The 20579-nt window shown below is 71.8% G+C and carries 22 protein-coding genes; 10 read left to right on the forward strand and 12 right to left on the reverse strand.

The features are described from left to right. Window positions 1-54 precede the first annotated feature (54 nt). The 3 genes from RISW2_RS09470 to RISW2_RS09480 all read right to left on the reverse strand — a co-directional run bounded on the left by RISW2_RS09470 (window position 55) and on the right by RISW2_RS09480 (window position 2810). On the reverse strand, window positions 55-1290 hold the full coding sequence (locus tag RISW2_RS09470) for an N-acetylmuramoyl-L-alanine amidase (protein WP_043769630.1): 1236 nt from the start codon (window positions 1288-1290) through the stop codon (window positions 55-57). An 82-nt stretch (window positions 1291-1372) separates the two neighbouring features. Continuing rightward, complete coding sequence (locus RISW2_RS09475) at window positions 1373-1549, reverse strand: hypothetical protein (protein ID WP_156943812.1); 177 nt, start codon at window positions 1547-1549, stop codon at window positions 1373-1375. A gap of 118 nt (window positions 1550-1667) precedes the next feature. Beyond that, window positions 1668-2810 carry a pyridoxal phosphate-dependent aminotransferase gene (locus RISW2_RS09480; RefSeq protein WP_043769635.1) on the reverse strand — a complete coding sequence of 381 codons (1143 nt, stop codon included), beginning with the start codon at window positions 2808-2810 and terminating at the stop codon, window positions 1668-1670. Between the two features lie 174 nt (window positions 2811-2984). Here RISW2_RS09480 and RISW2_RS09485 point away from each other — a divergent pair, with 174 nt between their 5' ends. The 3 genes from RISW2_RS09485 to RISW2_RS09495 all read left to right on the forward strand — a co-directional run bounded on the left by RISW2_RS09485 (window position 2985) and on the right by RISW2_RS09495 (window position 5128). Continuing rightward, a complete protein-coding gene (locus tag RISW2_RS09485; RefSeq protein WP_043769637.1) occupies window positions 2985-3734 on the forward strand; it encodes a DsbA family protein in 750 nt (249 codons plus the stop codon). Continuing rightward, window positions 3731-4276 carry a hypothetical protein gene (locus RISW2_RS09490; RefSeq protein WP_043769639.1) on the forward strand — a complete coding sequence of 182 codons (546 nt, stop codon included), beginning with the start codon at window positions 3731-3733 and terminating at the stop codon, window positions 4274-4276. The genes RISW2_RS09485 and RISW2_RS09490 overlap by 4 nt, the downstream gene beginning before the upstream one ends. Before the next feature lie 78 nt (window positions 4277-4354). After that, window positions 4355-5128, forward strand: a complete 774-nt coding sequence (locus RISW2_RS09495) for a transglutaminase-like domain-containing protein (protein ID WP_043769641.1) — start codon at window positions 4355-4357, stop codon at window positions 5126-5128. A gap of 16 nt (window positions 5129-5144) precedes the next feature. On the opposite strand, the gene ispG is transcribed toward RISW2_RS09495, so the two are convergent. The 3 genes from ispG to hemA form a co-directional block, all read right to left on the reverse strand. Then, on the reverse strand, window positions 5145-6278 hold the full coding sequence (ispG, locus tag RISW2_RS09500) for a flavodoxin-dependent (E)-4-hydroxy-3-methylbut-2-enyl-diphosphate synthase (protein WP_043769643.1): 1134 nt from the start codon (window positions 6276-6278) through the stop codon (window positions 5145-5147). A 135-nt stretch (window positions 6279-6413) separates the two neighbouring features. Next, complete coding sequence (locus RISW2_RS09505; protein ID WP_051491902.1) at window positions 6414-8063, reverse strand: helix-turn-helix domain-containing protein; 1650 nt, start codon at window positions 8061-8063, stop codon at window positions 6414-6416. Window positions 8064-8188: 125 nt separating this feature from the next. After that, entirely contained in the window at window positions 8189-9412 is a 1224-nt protein-coding gene (gene hemA / locus RISW2_RS09510; protein ID WP_043769816.1) for a 5-aminolevulinate synthase, read from the reverse strand. Between the two features lie 438 nt (window positions 9413-9850). Here hemA and RISW2_RS09515 point away from each other — a divergent pair, with 438 nt between their 5' ends. The 4 genes from RISW2_RS09515 (at window position 9851) to RISW2_RS09530 (ending at window position 13204) form a co-directional block, all read left to right on the forward strand. After that, window positions 9851-10180 carry a hypothetical protein gene (locus tag RISW2_RS09515; RefSeq protein ID WP_043769646.1) on the forward strand — a complete coding sequence of 110 codons (330 nt, stop codon included), beginning with the start codon at window positions 9851-9853 and terminating at the stop codon, window positions 10178-10180. Window positions 10181-10252: 72 nt separating this feature from the next. Further along, window positions 10253-11623 carry a M20/M25/M40 family metallo-hydrolase gene (locus tag RISW2_RS09520; RefSeq protein ID WP_043769649.1) on the forward strand — a complete coding sequence of 457 codons (1371 nt, stop codon included), beginning with the start codon at window positions 10253-10255 and terminating at the stop codon, window positions 11621-11623. Between the two features lie 173 nt (window positions 11624-11796). Then, window positions 11797-12321 carry a hypothetical protein gene (locus RISW2_RS09525; RefSeq protein WP_051491903.1) on the forward strand — a complete coding sequence of 175 codons (525 nt, stop codon included), beginning with the start codon at window positions 11797-11799 and terminating at the stop codon, window positions 12319-12321. 22 nt (window positions 12322-12343) lie between these two features. After that, on the forward strand, window positions 12344-13204 hold the full coding sequence (locus RISW2_RS09530) for an alpha/beta fold hydrolase (protein WP_043769651.1): 861 nt from the start codon (window positions 12344-12346) through the stop codon (window positions 13202-13204). A gap of 8 nt (window positions 13205-13212) precedes the next feature. On the opposite strand, the gene RISW2_RS09535 is transcribed toward RISW2_RS09530, so the two are convergent. The 3 genes from RISW2_RS09535 to choW form a co-directional block, all read right to left on the reverse strand. Next, the gene (locus RISW2_RS09535; RefSeq protein WP_043769654.1) at window positions 13213-14085 is read right to left on the reverse strand and encodes a glycosyltransferase family 2 protein; all 873 of its coding nucleotides are present in this window, start codon (window positions 14083-14085) and stop codon (window positions 13213-13215) included. A gap of 84 nt (window positions 14086-14169) precedes the next feature. Next, window positions 14170-15210 (reverse strand): choline ABC transporter ATP-binding protein, encoded by a 1041-nt coding sequence (gene choV, locus RISW2_RS09540; protein ID WP_043769658.1) that lies wholly within the window; start codon window positions 15208-15210, stop codon window positions 14170-14172. After that, window positions 15207-16046, reverse strand: coding sequence for a choline ABC transporter permease subunit (choW, locus tag RISW2_RS09545; protein WP_043769661.1), 840 nt, complete (start codon window positions 16044-16046; stop codon window positions 15207-15209). The genes choV and choW overlap by 4 nt, the downstream gene beginning before the upstream one ends. Window positions 16047-16227: 181 nt before the next feature. On the opposite strand from choW, the gene betI reads away from it, so the two are divergent. Continuing rightward, window positions 16228-16806, forward strand: coding sequence for a transcriptional regulator BetI (gene betI, locus RISW2_RS09550; RefSeq protein WP_043769664.1), 579 nt, complete (start codon window positions 16228-16230; stop codon window positions 16804-16806). Between the two features lie 6 nt (window positions 16807-16812). Here betI and RISW2_RS09555 read toward each other — a convergent pair whose 3' ends face one another. After that, complete coding sequence (locus RISW2_RS09555; RefSeq protein ID WP_156943813.1) at window positions 16813-17322, reverse strand: lipocalin; 510 nt, start codon at window positions 17320-17322, stop codon at window positions 16813-16815. Here RISW2_RS09555 and RISW2_RS09560 point away from each other — a divergent pair. After that, complete coding sequence (locus tag RISW2_RS09560) at window positions 17321-17506, forward strand: hypothetical protein (RefSeq protein WP_043769666.1); 186 nt, start codon at window positions 17321-17323, stop codon at window positions 17504-17506. The two genes, RISW2_RS09555 and RISW2_RS09560, sit on opposite strands and share 2 nt — an antisense overlap. Here the strand turns inward: RISW2_RS09560 and RISW2_RS09565 are convergent. Both RISW2_RS09565 and RISW2_RS09570 read right to left on the reverse strand, forming a co-directional pair. Continuing rightward, a complete protein-coding gene (locus tag RISW2_RS09565) occupies window positions 17472-18227 on the reverse strand; it encodes an RlmE family RNA methyltransferase (RefSeq protein WP_051491904.1) in 756 nt (251 codons plus the stop codon). The genes RISW2_RS09560 and RISW2_RS09565 overlap by 35 nt on opposite strands. A gap of 173 nt (window positions 18228-18400) precedes the next feature. Continuing rightward, on the reverse strand, window positions 18401-19513 hold the full coding sequence (locus RISW2_RS09570) for a Ppx/GppA phosphatase family protein (RefSeq protein WP_043769669.1): 1113 nt from the start codon (window positions 19511-19513) through the stop codon (window positions 18401-18403). Window positions 19514-19791: 278 nt separating this feature from the next. Here RISW2_RS09570 and RISW2_RS09575 point away from each other — a divergent pair, with 278 nt between their 5' ends. Continuing rightward, entirely contained in the window at window positions 19792-20457 is a 666-nt protein-coding gene (locus RISW2_RS09575; RefSeq protein ID WP_043769672.1) for an HAD family hydrolase, read from the forward strand. Window positions 20458-20579: the final 122 nt, after the last annotated feature.

Consider the following 20579-nt stretch of genomic DNA (forward strand, 5'->3'; position numbering starts at 1 on the left):
CTCTTCGCGCGGCGCAGTCAAAACACGTCTTCCGGCGCCTCGCGCGCCGGCGCGCTAGTGCCGCCGCAATCCCGCGAGAGCGGCGTCCTCTGCGGCCCATGCGGCAAGGCCGTCGCGGATGCCCGCGGCCATCTCCGCCCGCCAGGCCGGGTTGCGCAGGTTGGCGAGGTCGGCCTCGGTCGACAGGAAGCCGAGCTCGATCAGAACCGAGGGGATGTCGGCGGCCTTGAGCACCGAGAACCCGGCCTGCCGGAGCGGCCGCTTGTGGACCCGCCCGGTCGCGGACAGGATACCCGCCACGAGGTCCTCCGCCAAGGCGCGGCTGCGCGGCGCGTTGTCGAGCCGCGCGAGATCCATCAGCACGTCAGCCACCCGGTCGTCCGACCCCGAGAGGTCGAGCCCCGCGAGGATGTCGGCGCGGTCGTGCCGTTCGGCAAGCGCAGCCGACGCCGCGTCCGAGGCCTCCTCCGCCAGCACGTAAACCGTGGCGCCGCGCGCCAGCCCCTCCTCGATCGCGTCCGCGTGCAGCGACACGAAGACCTCCGCCCCCGCGCGGTGCGCCGCCGCGACGCGCGCCTCGAGCGACACGAAGACGTCGGCCTCGCGCGTCATCGCCACCTCGAAACCGCCGTCGCGCAGCAGCAGCTCCTGCAATTCGCGCGCGAAGGTCAGCATGAGATCGGCCTCCCGCGCGCCGTCCTCCTCCGCACCCGGATCGACGCCGCCATGGCCCGGGTCGAGCATCACGCGCAGGATCCCGTCCGCCACGGGCGGCGGCGCGGCGGTCTGCGACGGGGCCGGCAGGTCCCAGCGCGCGTCCCGGGGCGCGCCGGAGCGCGCGGCGAAGGCCTCGGCGCTCTCGGGCCGCAGCGCGACGCGCAGCTCGGCTCCCGCGTCCCCGACCGACAGGCCCGCCTCGGCGACCGCAAGCGGTCCCGACAGGTCCGCCACGAGCCGCGACCAGCCCGGCCGGAACGTGCCGAAACGCAGCCCGGTCACCCGCTCGCCCGAAAGGAGCGCAGCCGGATCTGCCCCCGCCCAGTCCACCTCGCGGAAGTCGATGACGAGCCGCGGCGGCGCATCGAGCGTGAAGACGCGCCAAGGCACCCCCTGGTCGAACGTCAGCGTCAGTTCCGCCCCGCCGCCCCGCAGGTCGCGCACCCGGCTCTCGGCGGCATCGAGCCGGGCATAGCCGCCCAGATCCTGCGCCGCCGCCTGCAGGGGAAGAAGCCCCGCAAGCCCCAGCCACGCGGCGCAGAGCGCCGTTCCCAAGGTCCTGATCCGCGTCATACGTCCTGCCTGCGCCCCGCGCCGCGGCCGGTGCACGCGGCCCGGCCGTTCGAATGCACCCTAGCCCTCCGGCGCGGGGGATTCACCCCTCGGCGCCGTCGGCGTCCCGCGACGGATTGACCAGCCGCGCGGTCCCGGTCGCGGTTTCCTCCGCTGGGGCCTCGCGTGCCGTCGTCACGGGATTCCTCGATCCGGATTTCGGTGCCGCCGCCGCCATCGCGGCCGTGAGCGCCGTCACCAGCGCCACCATCCTGAACATGCTGCCCATCGTCCCGCCTGCACGGTCTCTTGTTATTGTTATGACGCGCAGCATAGCAGAAACCGGCGGCGCTTTCAGGATCGCGCCGCCGGTCCTGCGCGACAATCCGCCCGCGCGCTCAGCGCGCCTTCATGAACGCCTCGAGCCGCGCGAGCCCCTCGACGATGTCCGCCGTCGCCCGCGCGTAGGAGAACCGCAGCGTGCCCGCGCCCCGCTCCGGGTCGAAATCGAGGCCGGGGGTGACCGCGACGCCCGCGCGCTCGAGGATCTCGGCCGCGAAGGCGCGCGAATCCTGCGTCAGGTGCGACACGTCCGCATAGACGTAGAAGGCCCCGTCGGGCGGCGCGATGCGGTCGAAGCCCGCCCTGGGCAGGCCCTCGAGCATCAGTCGCCGGTTCTCGGCATAGACCGCGCGGTTCGCCTCGAGCTCCTCGCCCGAGTCGAGCGCGGCGAGGGCCGCCACCTGCGCGGCATGCGGCGCGCAGATGAACAGGTTCTGCGCCAGCCGCTCCACCTGCCGCAGCTGCGCCTCGGGCACCACCATCCAGCCGACGCGCCAGCCGGTCATGCTGAAATATTTCGAGAACGAGTTGATGACGCAGACATCGTCCGACAGCTCCAGTGCCGAGACCGCCCGCGCCTCGTAGTGCAGCCCGTGGTAGATCTCGTCCGACAGGAACGCCGCGCCCGCCCCCTGCGCCGCGTCGATCAGCGCCCCGAGCGCCGCGCGCCCCAGCATCGTGCCGGTGGGATTGGCGGGCGACGCCACCATCAGCCCGTGGTAGTCGAACCCCTCGAGGTCTCCGGGAACGAGCTGCAGGCGGTTCTCGGGCGATGCCGCCACCTCGACCGGCTCGAGGTCGAGCGCGCGCAGGATCTGGCGGTAGGACGGGTATCCCGGCCGGCCCAGCACCACGCGCTGGCCTGCGTCGAAGAGCGCCGTGAAGGCGAGGATGAACGCGCCCGACGAGCCCGGCGTGACCACCACCCGCGCGGGGTCGAGGTCGACCCCGTACCACTCGCCGTAGAGCCGCGCGATGCGCCGGCGGAGCGCCGGCAGGCCGAGCGCCACGGTGTAGCCGAGCGCGTCCTCCCGGAGCGCGGACGTCAGCGCGTCGCGCGCCGCGGCGGGCGCCGGCGTGCCGGGCTGGCCCACCTCCATGTGCACGATGTGGCGACCCGCCTCCTCGGCCGCGCGGGCGGCTTCCATCACGTCCATCACAATGAAGGGATCGACATTCCCCCGGGTTGAGTTTCGCATGGCGGCCTCTCTATCGTTCGCGGCGAACCTGCGGCGCCCGGGACCGAAGGTCAATGTCGGCCCGGCCCCGCGCGGCGCTGCCCGCCGCGTGCACGCCGCGTCCCCGAGATCGCGCTCGCGGCCCGCGCCGCAAGACGCTAGACAGCACCTGAACCGTTTTCCCGGGAGAGCCTCATGAAGACCACCCTCGCCGCCTCCGCGCTGAGCCTCGCGCTCGCCGCGCCCGCGCTTGCCTTCGACATCACCGACATGACGGATGCCGAGCGCGAGGCGTTCCGCGCAGAGGTCCGCACCTACCTGATGGAGAACCCCGAGGTGATCCTCGAGGCGGTGAACGCGCTCGAGGCGCGGCAGGCGACGGAGCAGGCCGAGGCCGACCAGCAGCTCGTGTCCCGGAACATGGACGCGCTCATCGAGGACGGCTTTTCCTGGGTCGGCGGCAACCCCGACGGCGACGTGACCGTGGTCGAGTTCATGGACTACCGCTGCGGCTATTGCCGCCGCGCCAAGGCCGAGGTCGAGGAACTGGTGTCGAACGACGGCAACATCCGCTTCATCCTCAAGGAATTCCCGATCCTCGGCGAGGCCTCGCTGGCCTCCTCGCGCTTCGCCACGGCGACGCAGATCGTCGCGGGCGACGAGGCCTACAAGTCGGTGCACGACGCGCTCATGGAGTTCACGGCCGAACCGACCGAGGCGGCGTTCCTCAGCATCGCCGACACGCTCGGGCTCGACGGGCAGGCGATCGTCGCCGAGATGGACAGCGACGCGGTCACCGACCGGCTGCGGCAGACGCGCGAGCTGGCGCAGAAGCTGCAGATCAACGGCACGCCGACCTTCGTCATGGGCGACGAGCTGGTGCGCGGCTACGTGACGCTCGACCAGATGCGCGACATCGTCGCCGACGCCCGCGAGAACGGATGATCCGACGGACGACCCGGCCGGCGCTCGCGCTGGCCCTGGCGCTGCCGGCGCTGCCGGCGGCGGCCGACCTCCTCGAGGGGCCCGCTGCGCGGGCCGCCCTCGGCGAGGAGCTGCGCGAGCTCTTCCATGCCGAACCCGACCTCGTGGCGCCCGCGCTCGGCCCCGCGCCCCGCGTCGCCGCGGACATCGCGGGCGCGCTCTATGCCGACGAGATCGCGAGCGACCTCGCCCGGATCGAGGCCGAGGCGGCGCGCCTCTTCGATCCCGGCCTCCGCGGCCACGGCCCCGAGGGCACGACGCCCGCCATCGTGCTCCTGCGGGGGCCGGACTGCGCCGAATGCGACGCGGCCGAGGCCGAGCTTGCCGAGGTCGCCCTGCGCCTCGGCGTGCGGGCGGGGGTCATCGACGTGGGCGCCGACGCGGCCGACCGCGCCATGATGGACCGCTTGACGCTCGACGTCCTGCCGTCCTACGTGATGCCCGACCGGATGATCCGCGGGCACATGCCGGCCATGGTGCTCGAAAGCTACCTGACGGAATAGACGCGGCGTGCACGCGGGGCCGGAACCGGCAGGCCCCTCCGCGCGCTGTCCATCGTACACATCGCCCCCGGAGGCCCCATGACACTCAGGATCGAGGTCGCGCTCGACTACGCCCTTCCCGGCATCACGGATTGCCTTGCGCAGATCCGCGCGGCCACCCTGCCCGACCAGGAGATCCTGCGCGCGGAGCTCGACACCGGCGGCGCCGAGACCTGGACCACCGCCGCCGAGGACGGCGTGGGCGAACGGCTCTGGCTGCGTCCCGACGGCGGGCTCCAGCTGACCTACAGCGCCGAGGTGGCGGTGAACCGGCCGGTGGCGGACCTGGGCTCGCTTGCGCAGGACGCGCCCGCCGACCTGCCCTCGGACGCGGTGAAGTACCTCTTTCCCTCGCGCTATTGCCCGTCGGACAAGTTCCTGAACTTCGTCGGCTCGGAATTCGGCGGGCTGAGCGGCGGCGCCATGGTCGCCGCCATGCGGGACTTCGTGCTGGGCCACTTCTCCTACGTCCCGGGCGCCTCGGACGCCGAGACCTCGGCGCTCGAGACCTTCGTGACGCGCCAGGGCGTCTGCCGCGACTTCGCTCACATGCTGGTGACGCTGGCGCGGGCGGGCACGGTGCCCGCCCGCTATGTCAGCGTCTACGGGCTCAACGTCGTGCCGCAGGACTTCCACGCGGTGGTCGAGGTCTGGCTGGCCGGACGCTGGCACATGATCGACCCCTCGGGCATGTCGCAGCCCGGCGACATGGCGAAGGTCTGCGTCGGCCGCGACGCGACAGACGTGGCGTTCCTGACGACCTACGGCATGGCGACCCTGCGCAACCAGTCTGTGTCGGTGACGGCGGGCTGAGGCCAGCCCCCGCCGCCTATTCCGCCGCCTGCGGGCCCGCGGCCTCCTCGGCCTCGAGCTCGGCCGCGCGCTTCTCCACCTGCTCGACGATGTGATCGATCATCGCCTCGTTCGACATGGCATGCGACTTCTTGCCCGCGAGGTAGACCATGCCGCGCCCGGCGCCGCCGCCGGTGAAGCCCACGTCGGTCATCAGTGCCTCGCCCGGCCCGTTCACCACGCAGCCGATGATCGACAGCGACATGGGCGTCTTGATGTGCTCGAGGCGCTCCTCGAGGATCTCGACCGTCTTGATCACGTCGAAGCCCTGCCGCGCGCAGGACGGGCACGAGATGATGTTGACGCCGCGATGCCGCAGGCCCAGCGACTTCAGGATCTCGTAGCCGACCTTGACCTCCTCGACCGGGTCCGCCGACAGCGAGACGCGGATCGTGTCGCCGATGCCCATCCACAGCAGGTTGCCGAGCCCGATCGCCGACTTGATCGTGCCCGAGGTCAGGCCGCCCGCCTCGGTGATCCCGAGATGGATCGGCGCGTCGGTGGCGTCGGCGATGCCCTGGTAGGCCGCGGCGGCAAGGAAGACGTCCGACGCCTTCACGCTGATCTTGAACTCGTGGAAATCGTTGTCCTGCAGGATGCGGATGTGGTCCATGCCGCTCTCGACCATCGCCTCGGGGCACGGCTCGCCGTACTTCTCGAGAAGGTGCCGCTCGAGCGAGCCGGCGTTCACGCCGATCCGCATGGAACAGCCGTGGTCGCGCGCCGCCGCGATCACCTCGCGCACGCGGGACGCCTCGCCGATATTGCCGGGATTGATGCGCAGGCAGGCCGCGCCCGCCTCGGCGGACTCGATCGCGCGGCGGTAGTGGAAGTGGATGTCGGCGACGATGGGGACCGGGCTCTCGCGCACGATCTCCTTCAGCGCGCGGGACGACGCCTCGTCGGGGACCGACACGCGCACGATGTCCGCGCCGGCCTCGGCCGCGCGGGTGACCTGCGCCACGGTCGCGGCGACATCCGTCGTGTCGGTGTTGGTCATGGTCTGCACCGAGATGGGCGCATCGCCTCCGACCGGGACCGATCCGACCATGATCCGGCGCGATTTCCGGCGATAGATGTTTCGCCAGGGGCGGACGTGGTTGAGGCTCATCGCGGGCGCTCCGTCGTCGGGGGCGCGGGCGCGGCAGGCTGCCGCCCCGCCTGCAGGTCAGTTAACCCGTCGCGCGCGGCGCTTCAACATCGGAGCGATGGAAAGCCGCACCCACGGGGGGCGCGGCACCGGCCCTCACTCGGTGGTGACCGCCACGCCCTCGCCCGCGGGGCCGGTCAGCTCCGCCACCACCTTGGCCAGCATCGCGTCCTGCGCGGGATCGGCCGCGGCGAGCGCGGTCGTAACGTCCGCGACGGTGAGCGCGAGGTTGTCCGCGATGGCGCCCCGGCTGCCATAGGGCCCGTAGGTCTGCCCGTTCGCGGCGAAGTAGATCGCGCCCGCGTTGCCGGTGCGGATCGTCGCCGGGTTCTCGGTCTGCGGCACCTGGAAGGTGTCGCCGGCGCGCATGGTCGCCTCGTAGAGCGTGGCCCCCTGCGCGTCGCGCACCCGCACCCAGGCGTCCTGCACCGCGACGACGGTCACGCCCGGCGCCCCGTCGGCCAGGACCTTGGGTTCGGGCCGCGGGCCCGCCTCGGCCACGGTCGTATTCTGGTCGAGCCGCAGCGTCGCCAGCACCCGGCCGAGATCGTCATCCGAGGCCGGCACCGCCAGCGCATAGCGCTCGGTCAGCACGTCGGGGCTGAGCGTCAGGCCCGACGTCACCGCGCCGCGGTCGCCGGCCGGCCCGTAGGTGCGGCCGTTCACCGCGAAATACATGGCGCCCGACTCGCCCACCTGCAGGACCGGCGCGCCGGCGCCCGGCGGCGGCGTCCAGGTGTCGCCGCCGTCCATGATGCCCTCGTAGAGCGTGCGGCCATCGGCCGACGTCACCCGCACCCAGGCCGGGCGCACCGCCACGAGCGCCACGCCCGGCGCACCGCCCGGGAACGCGCTCGCGTCCGGCGGACCGGCGAACTGCCCGGCCAGGTCGCGGCCCACCGCGTCGGCGGCGCTGCCCGCGGGCTGCACGTTCGGAAGCTCTGTCTGGCGCGCCTGCGCGAAGGCACCGACGCGCGAGGGATCGAGGGTCGAGATCGGCGCGTCCCGCGCCACGAGGACCGGCACGTCCAGCGCCTGCGGCCGGTAGAGCCGGTCGAGCGCCTCGTTCGACGGCGGCGTGAAGACGCCCGCGGTCTCGACCGCCTCGGCCTCCTCCTCGGGCGCGGCGGGGCGTGTGGTCTGCACCGGGTCGAGATCGGACAGCACGATCGGCGTCTGCTCGACCGGCGTGACCTGGACGCGCTGCACCTCCTGCAGGACGGTCCAGCCGCCATAGCCGATGCCCGAGATCAGCGCGATCAGCACCAGCATCGAGCCGACGGCGCCGGGTTCGATCCGCGACAGGAACCCGTCGGTGTCGGGCGCGAAGGGCAGCGCCGGCTGCTTGAACGGATCGCGTGCCGCCTGCTGCGGTTTCGGCGCGGCATCGGCGGCGCGTTTCTTGACCACCGAGGCGCGCTCGGACATGCCGTGGGCGACCGAGAACCCGCTCTCGCGGCAGAACGCGGCAAAGGTCTCGTCGGGGTCCATGCCGAGATAGCGCGCGTAGGACCGCACGTAGCCCGCGATGAAGCCCGGCGTGTCGAAGGCGGAGGGGTCGCAGTTCTCGATCGCGGCGATGTAGCTCGCCTTGATGCGCAACTCACGCTGGACATCGAGCAGGGATTTCCCGAGCGTCGCCCGCTCGCCGCGCATGACGTCGCCGAGGCGCAACTCGAAGTCGTCGAAGCCCCGCGGAGCCTCGCCCGAAAGCATGGATTCGCTGTGGGGTTTCCGCCCTACCATCGCGGCTGCCTCAATCTCACCGTCGTCTGCCCCGTGCCTGCACGTGCGCGCCCGGTATGGTCCGAGTCGCGCTCTTATTTACAGGACGGTATCACAACGCAAGGGATTAGACACGGATTTGCACGTTATGCGGTAAGCTCGGCGCGATTCAGCGCACAATGCGACCAGAGTTCATCCATGGCCCGGACGAGGCGGTTCATCTCGTCGGGTCCGTGCACCGGCGACGGCGTGAAACGCAACCGCTCGGTGCCCCGCGGCACGGTCGGGAAGTTGATCGGCTGGACGTAGATTCCGTACCCTTCCAGCAGCATGTCGCTCAACTTCTTGGTGTGCACGGGGTCGCCCACGATCACCGGGACGATGTGGCTGCCGTGGTCGATCAGCGGCAGGCCCATGCCCTTGAGCCGGGTCTTGAGGATGCGCGCCTGTGTCTGGTGCCGCTCGCGCAGCTCCCGGTCGGTCTTGAGATGCGCGACCGACGCCGCGGCGCCCGCGGCCACCGCCGGCGGCAGCGACGTGGTGAAGATGAAGCCCGGCGCGTAGGACCGCACGGCGTCGCACATCCGGGCGCTCGCGGCGATGTAGCCCCCCATCACGCCGTAGGCCTTGGCGAGCGTGCCGTTGATGATGTCGAGCCGGTGCATCAGCCGGTCGCGCTCGGCGACACCGGCACCGCGCGGGCCGTACATGCCGACCGCGTGCACCTCGTCGATATAGGTTAGCGCGCCGAACTCCTCGGCCAGGTCGCAGATCGCCTCGATCGGGCCGAAATCGCCGTCCATGGAATAGACCGACTCGAAGGCGATGACCTTCGGCGCGGCGGGATCGTCCGCCTCGAGCAGCTCGCGCAGATGCGCCACGTCGTTGTGGCGGAAGATGCGCTTGGCGCCGCCGTTGCGGCGCACGCCCTCGATCATGCTCGCGTGGTTCAGCGCATCGGAATAGATGATGAGGCCGGGAAAGAGCTTGGGCAGCGTCGACAGCGTCGCGTCGTTGGCGATGTAGGCCGAGGTGAAGAGCAGTGCCGCCTCCTTGCCGTGCAGGTCGGCAAGCTCGGCCTCGAGCCGCTTGTGGTAGACGGTCGTGCCGCTGATGTTGCGCGTGCCGCCCGATCCGGCACCGGTGGCGTCGATCGCCTCGTGCATCGCGGCCAGCACCACGGGATGCTGGCCCATGCCGAGATAGTCGTTGCCGCACCAGACGGTGATCGGGGCCTCGCTGCCGTCCGCCTTGCGCCAGGTGGCGTGGGGGAACTGGCCGCGGCGGCGCTCGATGTCGATGAAGGTGCGGTACCGGCCCTCTTCGTGAAGCCGCCCGATCGCCTGGTCCAGTTGCGCGGTGTAGTCCACCATCACCTCCACTTTCCGTCGTCCACGGAGATCGCGGCGCGAGGTCTGCGCCGACCGTCCCTTGCGGGCGGCCGGGGCCGCCTGCGCGTGTTGTCCGTTGTGGATATAGGACCCACAAACCCCGAACAACCGTCTAACCCATGACCAAGCGTCGCATCCTTGCGCCATGTCAAAGCCGCGCGGCGCCGATCGGAAACCTTTTACGGACCCATCAGACCCGGTACGGACCGCCCCGGCCACCGGTCCTTTGGTCTCGGATCCGTCCCGCTCCGCGCCACGATAGCGCCGCCCGCCCGCTGCCGCAGGACGGGAATACCGGACTGTGCGGACCCGCCCTGCGGGTACATCCTGACACCATCGGGCCTTTCGATGACCAAACCCTTTTCCAGTGCGCCGCGCCCCGCTGCCGGGCCGGCGCCGTCCATGGCGGAGCCGCACATGACCGCGACGCTCTCACCGGTCTCGACGATCGTCCTCACGCTGCTCGTGGCCTCGGGCTACGCGGTCGCCACCATCGGCATGAAGCTCTGCGCCGAGCAGCAGCTGCGCGCGGGCATCATGCTGCTCGTCCTCGGCCTCGCCTGCGTGATCCTGTGCGAGGTCATCCTGCTGCGCTTCACCGCCCTGTCGGTGCTCTACCTCGCCATCGTCGGCGCCGAGACGCTGATCGTGCTGGCCTACGCGGTCTGGATGGGCGAGGGCTTCGGCCTCAAGCAGGCGACGGGCGCAGCGCTCGTCCTCGCGGGGCTCTGCGTGACCACCACCTGAACCGGACTGGACACCGGCAGGTGCGCTGATACCGTCCGGGACAAAGACAGCCCCCGGACAAGGATCCCGCCCATGACGCTCGACGCCGTACTCGCACGCATCGATGCCGACCTGCCCGCCGCCACCGAGCGGCTTTTCGACCTCCTGCGGATCCCCTCGATCTCGACCGATCCCGCCTACAAGGCCGAGTGCGACCGCGCCGCCGACTGGCTCGTCGCCGACCTGGCGTCCTTCGGCATCGCGGCCGAGAAGCGCCCGACCCCCGGTCATCCGATGGTGGTGGGCCATGTGGACGGCGACGGCCCGCACGTGCTGTTCTACGGCCACTACGACGTGCAGCCGGTCGATCCGCTGAACCTCTGGGACCGCGACCCTTTCGATCCCGAACTGCAGGACGGCCCGCGCGGCAAGGTGATCCGGGCCCGCGGCGCCTCGGACGACAAGGGCCAGCTCATGACCTTCGTCGAGGCCGCCCGCGCCATCGCGGCCGAAACCGGCCGCATGCCCTGCCGCATCACCTTCTTCTTCGAGGGCGAGGAGGAATCCGGCTCGCCCTCGCTCGTGCCGTTCCTCGAGCAGAACGCCCGCGAGCTTTCCGCCGACATCGCGCTGATCTGCGACACCGGGCTCTTCGACAGCCGCACGCCGGGCATCGTCACCATGCTGCGCGGCCTCGTGGGCGAGGAGGTGACGATCACCGGCGCTTCCAAGGACCTGCATTCGGGCATGTATGGCGGCCCCGCCATGAACCCGATCCGGGTCCTGACCCGCATCCTCGGCGGGCTGCACGACGACGAGGGCCGCGTGACCGTGCCGGGCTTCTACGACGGCGTGCCCGAGATCGACCCCGAGATCGCCGCGCAGTGGCGGGGCCTCGGCTTCGACCACGAGGCGTTCCTCGGCGAGGTCGGCCTGCGGGATCCCGCGGGCGAGACCGGCCGCTCGGCGCTCGAGCAGATCTGGTCGCGTCCGACGGGCGAGATCAACGGCATCTCGGGGGGCTATGCCGGCGACGGCTTCAAGACCGTTCTGCCCTCGCGCGCCTCGGCCAAGGTCAGCTTCCGCCTCGTGGGCCAGCAGGACCCGCACGCGATCCGCGACAGCTTCCGCGACTGGGTGCGCGCGCAGGTGCCGGCCGATTGCAAGGTCGACTTCCGCGCGCACGGCGCCTCGCGGGCCTCGGTCATGCAGACCGACCATCCCGCCTTCGAACAGGCGCGCAAGGCGCTGACCGCCGAATGGCCGGGCGAGGCCGCGCTGATCGGCAGCGGCGGGTCGATCCCGGTCGCGGGCCATTTCAAGTCGATCCTCGGCATGGATTCGATGCTCATCGGCTTCGGACGCGACGACGACCAGATTCACAGCCCGAACGAGAAATACGACCTCGACTCGTTCCACAGGGGGATTCGCAGCTGGGCGCGCATCCTCCACGCCATCGCCTGACGGCGCGGTGTGCGTGGTGCGCCACGTCTACGGCATATCCCGTAGGCCCCGCGGCGGGGTGCCCGAATTCCGCCGCAATTCCCGCGAAACCTGCGTAAATATCTGGATTTACGACCGCGAGTTGCCGGCCGCGCTCCGCTTTTGCGCCACAATCGCCGTCGAGTATCCTCTGCATGAGACACGTCATTCGCAAGCAGACCAAGGCGGACTTCTCGGCACGCGTGATGCGGATCGATCCGTACTACGCGACGCACGGAAAGACCTGGAGCGACGACCGCCCGAAGCAGCGCATGCCGATCCTGTCGATCGGCCTGGGCTTCGGCTGGCTCTACCTCGTGGCCGCGGTGGCACGGAACCACGACCATGTCCGGACCAGCCTCGCGAGCGGCGCGCTGCCGCAGCACCTTCACGGCTGGGTGATGGGCGGCCTCTCGGCGCTCCTTGCGATCTCGGCGGTGATGGTGTCGCTGCACCTTTTGCGCTTCGCGCTGCGGCCCCGCGGCGCGCGCGGCAACAGCGGGCCGATCCTCGCGGGCGGGCTCGCGGCGCTGGCGCTCGCCTACACGCCGCCGAGCGTGGTCGAGGCCGGCATGGGCTTCATGGACCAGAACTCGCAATCGCTCCTGCGGACGGCGAACCGGCACGTCGAGGACCACACCGGCATCGACCTCACCGACTTCGTGCTGGCCTCGCGCTGACATCCGCCCGCGGGACCCGGGCATGACCCGCACCCTCGACCTGCCCGACGGTGCCATCGCCTTCGACATCACGGGCGACGGGCCGCCGCTCCTCCTCCTGCACGGCTTTCCCCAGAACCGCGCCATGTGGCGCCCGATCGCCGCGGAGCTCGCGCGGACATACACCGTCGTCGCCCCGGACCTGCGCGGCTACGGCGACAGTTTCCGTCCCTCCCGGATGGAGGAGATGAGCTTTCGCGCGATGGGCCGCGACATGATCCGCCTCATGGCCGCGCTCGGCTTCGACCGCTTCCACCTCGCCGGGCACGACCGCGGCGCGCGCACCGCGCACCGCGTGGCGCTCGATGCGCCCGGCGCCGTCGCGACGCTTGCGGTCATGGACATCGTTCCGACGCACCACCTGCTTTCCACGATCACCGCGGACGTGGCCCGCGCCTATTACCACTGGTTCTTCCTCGCCCAGCCGGACCCGTTTCCCGAGACGCTGATCGGCCACGATCCCGACACCTATTTCGAGCGCTGCCTCCTCGGGTTCGGCAAGGCAGAGCTGTCGGATTTCGCACCCGACCTCCTCGCCGAATACCGCCGCACGTGGCGCGACCCGGCCTCGATCCGGGCCATGTGCCACGATTACCGCGCGGCGATCGACGTGGACATGCCCCACGACGCCGCCGACCTCGACCGCACCGTCGACTGCCCGGCGCTCGTCCTCTACGGCCGCGACGGGGCCATGGCGCGGGCCATGGACGTGCCAGCCACCTGGGCGCCCCGGCTGTCGGACATGCGGCACGCGGCCCTGCCCGGCGGGCACTTCTTCCCCGACCAGCACCCGGAGGAAACGGCCGCAGCGCTCGCCGCCTTTCTCGCTGCCCACCCGCTCTGAGCGCCGCGTCAGACGAGCCCCATGAACCGCTCGGGCAGCACGTACTGGTAGGGATGGTCCGGCCGCTCGAACTGCCAGAGCCCGTGCCCCCGCTCGGCCCAGGTCTCGTGCATCTTGCGCCGCACCCAGGCGAGGCGGAACGCCTCGCGCGTCTCGAGCCCCGCGAAGCCCTCGAACAGCGCGCGGTCCTCGCCTCGGGCCTCCGCGAACCAGTGCCGGCCGATCATCGCCTCCTTCACGCCCGCGCCGGTCTCGGCCGCCATCCGGTTGCGCTGGTCCATGGTCGCGGCATAGACGCCCATGTCGCAGTATTTCAGATGCAGGAGGTACAGCGCCTCGGGCGTGCTGAGGCTCGGATGCTGCGTGAAATGGCCGCCGCGCGCGATCCTGGTGCCGATCCCCAGCACGCAGGGCTTGGAATAGTGCGGCGCGAGACGGACATGCCGGCGCGGCCCGAGGATGCGGTCGCGGATCGGCTCGGGCTCGCGATCCACGCGGTGGATCACCTCGAGCCCCACCGGCGTGTGCACCGTGCGCCGGGGCAGCGTGTCGAGGAATGCGCGCAGGCCGAGCCCCGCGGCCGGATCCACCACCAGCAGCTCGTCCACGTCGCCCACCACGACGAAGTCGTAGTAGCCCGACAGCCCCGACACGATCCCGTTCAGGAGTCGCCAGCGCTTGGCGTCGAAATTGCGGTGCGCGGTGCCCGGGATCGCCACCACGTTGCACCCCTCGGCCAGCCGCGCGACCTCCGCGCCGCCGCCGTGGTTGATGACCGTGAGGTTCTCGCGCCCGAACGCCTCCCCGTAATGCCGCAGCCAGTGGGACAGGAAGAACGGGTCGTCCCGCACCATGGTGACGGCGGCGGCTGTGGTCTGCATCGGCGCTCCGGTCCCTCTGCCCTCGCGCCCCGAGCCTAGCGCGCGCCGGCGGGCGGCGCCATGCCGGGCGCGCGGACGGGGGGGCTACTGCGCGCGCGCCGCCGCCTGCGGGTCGACCAGGCGGCGCAGCAGCCCGCGCTCGCTGACCTGCCCGATGAGCGTCCCGTCCTCCTCGACGCCGACGGGCCCCTGTGCCTCGGTGACCCTCGCCATGACCTCGGTCACCCGCAGGGTGGCGGGCACCCGGATCTCCGGCGCCCCCGTGGCGGGCTCCATCACGTCGCGCGCGGTCAGGACTCCGAGCGGGTTCATGTGCGCCACGAACTCCGCCACGTAATCGTCTGCGGGAGAGGAATAAATCTCCGCCGGCCTGCCGCATTGCACGATCCGCCCGCCTTCCATGATGGCGATGCGGTTGCCGATCTTGAACGCCTCGTCGAGGTCGTGGCTCACGAACACGATGGTGCGCCGCAGCTTGCGCTGCAGGTCCAGAAGCTCGTCCTGCAGCTTGGTGCGGATCAGCGGATCGAGCGCCGAGAACGGCTCGTCCATCAGCAGGATCGGTGCGTCCGTGGCAAAGGCGCGGGCCAGGCCCACGCGCTGCTGCATGCCGCCCGAGAGGTCGCCCACCTTGCGGTCCCCCCAGCCGTCGAGGCCCACGAGCGTCAGCTGCCGCTCGACCCGCTCGGCGCGCTCGGACTTGGCCACCCCGGCCAGTTCCAGCCCGAGCCCCACATTGTCGCGGACCGTCCGCCAGGGCAGCAGCCCGAACTGCTGGAACACCATGGACACGCCGTCGCGGCGCACCCGGCGCAGCTCCCCGGGCGAGGCATGGGTGACGTCGCAGGTCCGCTTGCCGTCGTTGACCGTCACCGACCCGCGCACGACCGGGTTCAGGGCGTTGATCGCCCGCAGGAGCGTCGACTTGCCCGACCCCGAGAGGCCCATGAGCACGAGGATCTCGCCCTCCTCGACGGCGAGCGTGCAGTCGTGCACCCCCAGCACCTGCCCCGTGCGGTCCTGGATCGTCGCCCGGTCGAGGCCCTCGTCCATCAGCGGCAGCGCGGTCTGCGGCTCGTCGCCGAACACGATGGAGACATTGTCGATCTTGACGGCGGTGGTCATTTGCGCGCTCCCACGTTCAGCATCCGGTCCAGCATGATGGCGACGACGACGATCACGAACCCGCTCTCGAAGCCGAGCGCGGTGTTCACCTGGTTCAGCGCCCGCACCACCGGCACGCCGAGCCCGTCCGCGCCCACCAGCGCCGCGATCACCACCATCGACAGCGACAGCATGATCGTCTGGTTGAGCCCCGCCATGATCTGCGGGAACGCGCTCGGCAGCTCGACCTTCCACAGCACCTGCCGCGGTGTCGCGCCGAAGGCCCGCGCCGCCTCGAGCAGCGCCTGCGGCGTCGACGAGACGCCGAGATAGGTCAGCCGGATCGGCGCCGGCACCACGAAGATCACCGTGGCGATCAGCCCCGGCACCATGCCGATGCCGAAGAACACGATCGCCGGGATCAGGTAGACGAAGGTCGGCAGCGTCTGCATCAGGTCGAGCACCGGCCGGAGCGCGGTGTAGAGCCGCGGCCGGTGCGCCGCCGCGATGCCGATGGGCACGCCCACCGCCATGCAGACCACGCAGGCCGACAGAACCAGCGTCAGGCTCTCCAGCGTCTCGTCCCAGTAGCCCTGGTTGAGGATGAAGAGAAAGCCCACCCCCACGAAGGCCGCGACCTTCCAGTTCCGCTGCAGCGCGAAGGTCAGCGCCACGAAGGCCGCGATCACCACGAAGGGATGCGGCGTCTCCAGCACCCAGAGGATCGCGTCGATGAGCGTTTCCATGAGCCAGGACAGCGCGTCGAGCGCGGCGCCGAGATTGGCCCGCACCCAGTCGAAGATCGTCTCCGCCGTCTCGCCCACGGGGATCTTGTAGCCTGTCAGAAGATCGAGCATTGCATGGTCCCCGTACCTGAGCGCCGGGCATCGGCGGCACGGTGCGGCGCGGAAGGGCCGGGGCCGGCCGGTTCCCGCGCCCGCCTGCCTCGGCCCGGCACGTGACTATTGATTGACGGGTCAATTAATCCTAGATTGGGTCCCGAACATCAACACTTAAGTTATCAAGGTTTACAGGCACATGGCCAAGGACGTGCAACGCCGCCGCGATCTGATCGCCGCCACGGTGCGCGAGATCGGGGAAACCGGAACCCTCAACGTGACCGTCGGGCAGATCGCCCGCCGCGCCGGCGTCTCGCCCGGCCTCGCCTTCCACTACTTCGGCGACAAGGAGGCGCTGTTCCTCGCCTCCATGCGCTCGATCCTGCGCGATTACGGCCGCGGGGTCGCGGCCGCGCTCAGGGCGGCGGGCCGCGACCCGCGCGCGCGCCTCGCCGCGATCGTGCGGGCGAGCTTCGCCGACAACCAGTTCGAGGGCGGCGCGGTCGCGGCCTGGCTCAACTTCTACGTGCTCGCACAGACCTCCGAGGAGGCGCGCCGCCTGCTCACGCTCTACCACCGGCGCCTGCACTCGAACCTGGCCCACGACCTGCGCCCGCTCGTGGGCGCGCGCACCGATGCGGTCGCGGCACGGCTCGCGGGGCAGATCGACGGCACCTACCTCCGCTTCGCGCTGAACCGCCGGGTGGTCGATGCCGAACCCGCCGCCGACCAGGTGCTCGCCACCCTCGCCGAGGCGCTGGGCGACGGCACCGCCTGATCGCCCTCAGGCGCCGCCGGTGGCGCGCGGGTCGTAGCCGTACCAGTCGAGGATGGTGCGCGCGGCGGCGAGCCGCTCCCCCGGCGCGCCGGTGCGGTCGATCACGAAGACCCACCCCCCCTCCGGGTCCCCGAGCGCCGCGGTGCGCGCGTCGGCATCGAGCCAGTGCACCCAGAGCGCCCGCCCCCCGGCCGAGAACCGCCCGGGGCCGGTCTCCACCAGCGGATGCCGCGTCCCGGCGATCTCCACCGCCCCGGGCAGGAACCGCACGGCGGCGCCCTGCGGCACGCCCGCGCCCGCGACCACGACCCAGTCGCCCTGCAGCCGCGCGGCATCGGCATCGACCTGCGCCGCGACCGGCGCCCCGTCCTGCCGCAGCGGCGCCGCGGCTTCGGGCCCGGGGCCACGCGCGCCGCAGCCGGCCAGGGCGAGGACCAGCGCCAGCGCCGAAAACGCCGCGGACCCGCCGCGGATCCGGTCCGGCGCTGCCGCAATCGCGCGCCAGGACGGTGGCATGCAGCACGCCGCCCCCCAGACCCGGGCCACGACGCCCCGCGCCCGCCTCTTCGCGCTCCTCGCCCAGCCGTGCCGCGCGCCCGCGGACCGGGACGCGCCGCCGCCGCCCGAAGTGGCGCAGGCCTTCCTCGCCGCCGCCCTCGCCTCGCTCACGCCTCCGGCTCCGCCGTCCCGGGGTCGCTGACCGGCCGGCCGCGATAGCCCGTCGCCACCACGAACTTCTCCGAGGAATCCGCCCGGCTCGCCGGCGGCTTCACGTTCGCCACCTTGTCGAACCGCTGCTTGAGCAGCGTCTGCAGCCCCACCTCGGCGCCCCCCGCCAGCACCTTCGCCACGAAGGTGCCGCCCGGCTCCAGCACGTCGAAGGCCAGCTCCGCCGCCGCCTCGCACAGCGCCACGATGCGCAGGTGGTCGGTCTGCTTGTGCCCCGAGGACGAGGCCGCCATGTCCGACATCACCACGTCCGCCCGGCCGCCGAGCCAGGCCTTCACCTGGTCGTCCGCGCCGTCGGCGAGAAAGTCGAGCACGTGCAGCTCGGCCCCCGCGATGGGCTCGACCTCCTGCAGGTCGATGCCGATCACCCGGCCCACCGCCTTCCCGGACTTCTCCCCGAGCGCGTTGACCCGCGGCACCGCCACCTGGCACCAGCCGCCCGGCGCGCAGCCCAGGTCCACGACCCGCGCCCCCGGCACGAGGAAGCGGTAGCGCTCGTCGAGCTCGAGGATCTTGAACGCCGCCCGCCCGCGATAGCCCTCGGCCTGCGCGCGCTTCACGTAGGGGTCGTTCAGCTGCCGCTGCAGCCAGCGGGTCGAGGACAGCTTGCGCCCGCGCGCGGTCTTCACCTTGACCTTCAGGTCGCGCTGCCCGCGCCCCGAACTCTTCCTGTCACCCGGTTTCCGCGCCATCATCCCGTTCTCGCATTGTGCAGGGGACCCCGCGGCGCGGCGCGCGCCGCAGCCCGGGGGGATCCCGTCCGTCTCGGCTTCTTCTTGGCAGAAATATCCCGGGAGCGCGAGGGCGGCGCCCTCGCTCCGCGGCAGGGCCCGGGCGCCGCGCCCGACCCCGCGCCCGGCCCGCGTCAGAACGGGCCGTCCTCGAGCACCCCGTCCGCGGTCATCTGCGCGTAGAGCAGCCCCTCGCGCAGGCCGCGATCGGCCACCGACAGCCGGTCGGTCGGCCAGCAGCGCAGGAGCGCCTGCAGGATCGCCGCCCCCGACATGATGAGCGCCTGCCGGTCCTGCCCGATCCGGGGGTCCCGCCTGCGCCCGGCGGGCCCGAGCTCCAGGTAGCGGCGGATCACCGCCTCGATCTGGTCCGAGGTCATGCGCAGCCCGTCGACCTTGGTGCGGTCGTAGCGCTTCAGCCCCAGATGCGAGGCCGCCACCGTGGTGACCGTCCCCGACGTGCCCACGATCTGGAACCCCTCGCGCGTCTGCTCGTCCTTGTAGGGCGCGAACTCCGCCAGGTTCTCCTCGAAGAACCACGACATGAGCGCGTAGCGCGCCGCGTCGTCCTCCACGTCCGAGAACTGGTCGCGCAGCGTCGCGACCCCCAGCGGGACCGAGATCCAGTCCACCACCTTCGCGGCCGGGAACGGGCTGTCGGCGGTGTGGAACCCGGCGTGCAGGCGCATGATCGCCCGCGGCCGGTCCCGGTGCGGCACGCTCGAGAGGTCGATCCAGACCAGCTCGGTCGACCCCCCGCCGATGTCCACGACGAGCAGCTGCTCGGTCTTCGTGGACACGAGCGGCGCACAGGAGATGACCGCGAGCCGGGCCTCCTCCTCGGGCTCGATGATCTCGAGCGCGAGCCCGGTGTCGCGCCGCACCTGGTTGATGAAGGCGCGGGCGTTCTGCGCCCGCCGGCAGGCCTCGGTCGCCACGAGCCGCATGCGCGCCACCTCGTGCCGCCGCAGCTTCTGCTGGCAGACGCGCAGCGCCGCGATGGTGCGTCCCATCGAGGCACGCGACAGCCGCCCCGTGTGCTCGAGCCCCTGGCCGAGCTGCACGGACTTCGAGAAGCTGTCGACCACATGGAACTGGCTGCCCTTCGGCTGGGCAATCAGCATGCGGCAACTGTTGGTGCCGAGATCCAGCGCGGCATAAAGCTCGCCCGGATCCGGCCGTTCGGGCGCGGGACTCTCGACCGGTTTCGGGAAAGCGCCCGCACCTCCGGGACGCTTTGGCGCCATGTTCGTGCGCCTTTCCGATATCAACTTGGGATCAGGATACGCGTGCGGGCGGCACCGCGCAAGGGCACCGGGACCGGGGCGCCCCGGGACGCGGCGGCAGGGTGCGGGCCCGCCCGCGCCCCCGGGGCACAAACGCGACACCCCGGCGCGCGATCGGGCGATCCTCCGCTTGCGCCCGGCGGCGCGCCGGGCGATCCTCGCGTGCCCGCACATGATCCCCCAGACCCCGACTTCCCGGAGAACCCGATGACAGCCTGCACCGAGGGGCGCGCCGCCCGATGACGCTCGCCCTGCTCTTCGACCTCGACGGCACGCTCCTCGACTCCGACCCGCTGCACGAACGGGTCTTCCGCGACCTCTACGCCGAGCGCGGCCGCGAGATCGACGCGGCCTACTACCTCGCCAACATCCACGGCCGCCACAACCCGGACATCTTTTCGCGCGACTTCCCCGATGCCGACCCCCACGCCCTGAGCGAGGAGAAGGAGGCGCGCTTCCGCGAGCGGCTGCCGGCGCGGGTCACGCCCACCGCGGGCCTCGGCGCGCTCCTCGACCGCGCCGGCGATGCGGGCTGGCCGACCGCGCTCGTCACCAACGCGCCGCGCCGCAACGCAGAGACGATGCTCGACGCGATCGGCGTGCGCGACCGGTTCCCGGTTGTGGTGATCGGGGACGAATGCACCCGTGCCAAGCCGCATCCCGATCCCTACCTGGCGGCCCTCGCGGCGCTCGGAACGCCGCCCGGGCGCGCCATCGCCTTCGAGGACAGTCCCTCGGGCCTGCGCGCGGCGCGCGCGGCGGGCGTGCACGTGATGGGCCTGCGCTCGAGCCTCGGGCACGAGGCGCTGCTCGAGGCGGGCGCGCATGACAGCATCGCGGATTTCACCGACCCCGCGCTCGACCGCCTGCTCGCGGCGCTGCGCGCGGACCGCCCCGCGCGCTGAGGCGCGCAGGGCGGGGTGTGCGCCCCGTCCCCGACTTCTTCTTGGCGGAAATATCCCCGCCGGAGGCAGGCCGCCGCGCGGTCGCGGGCGCCCGCTCCCCGCCCCGGGCGCCGGCGGCGCGC

It is taken from the genome of Roseivivax isoporae LMG 25204 (genome assembly GCF_000521865.1).
In the GTDB taxonomy this organism is placed as follows: Bacteria; Pseudomonadota; Alphaproteobacteria; order Rhodobacterales; family Rhodobacteraceae; genus Roseivivax; species Roseivivax isoporae.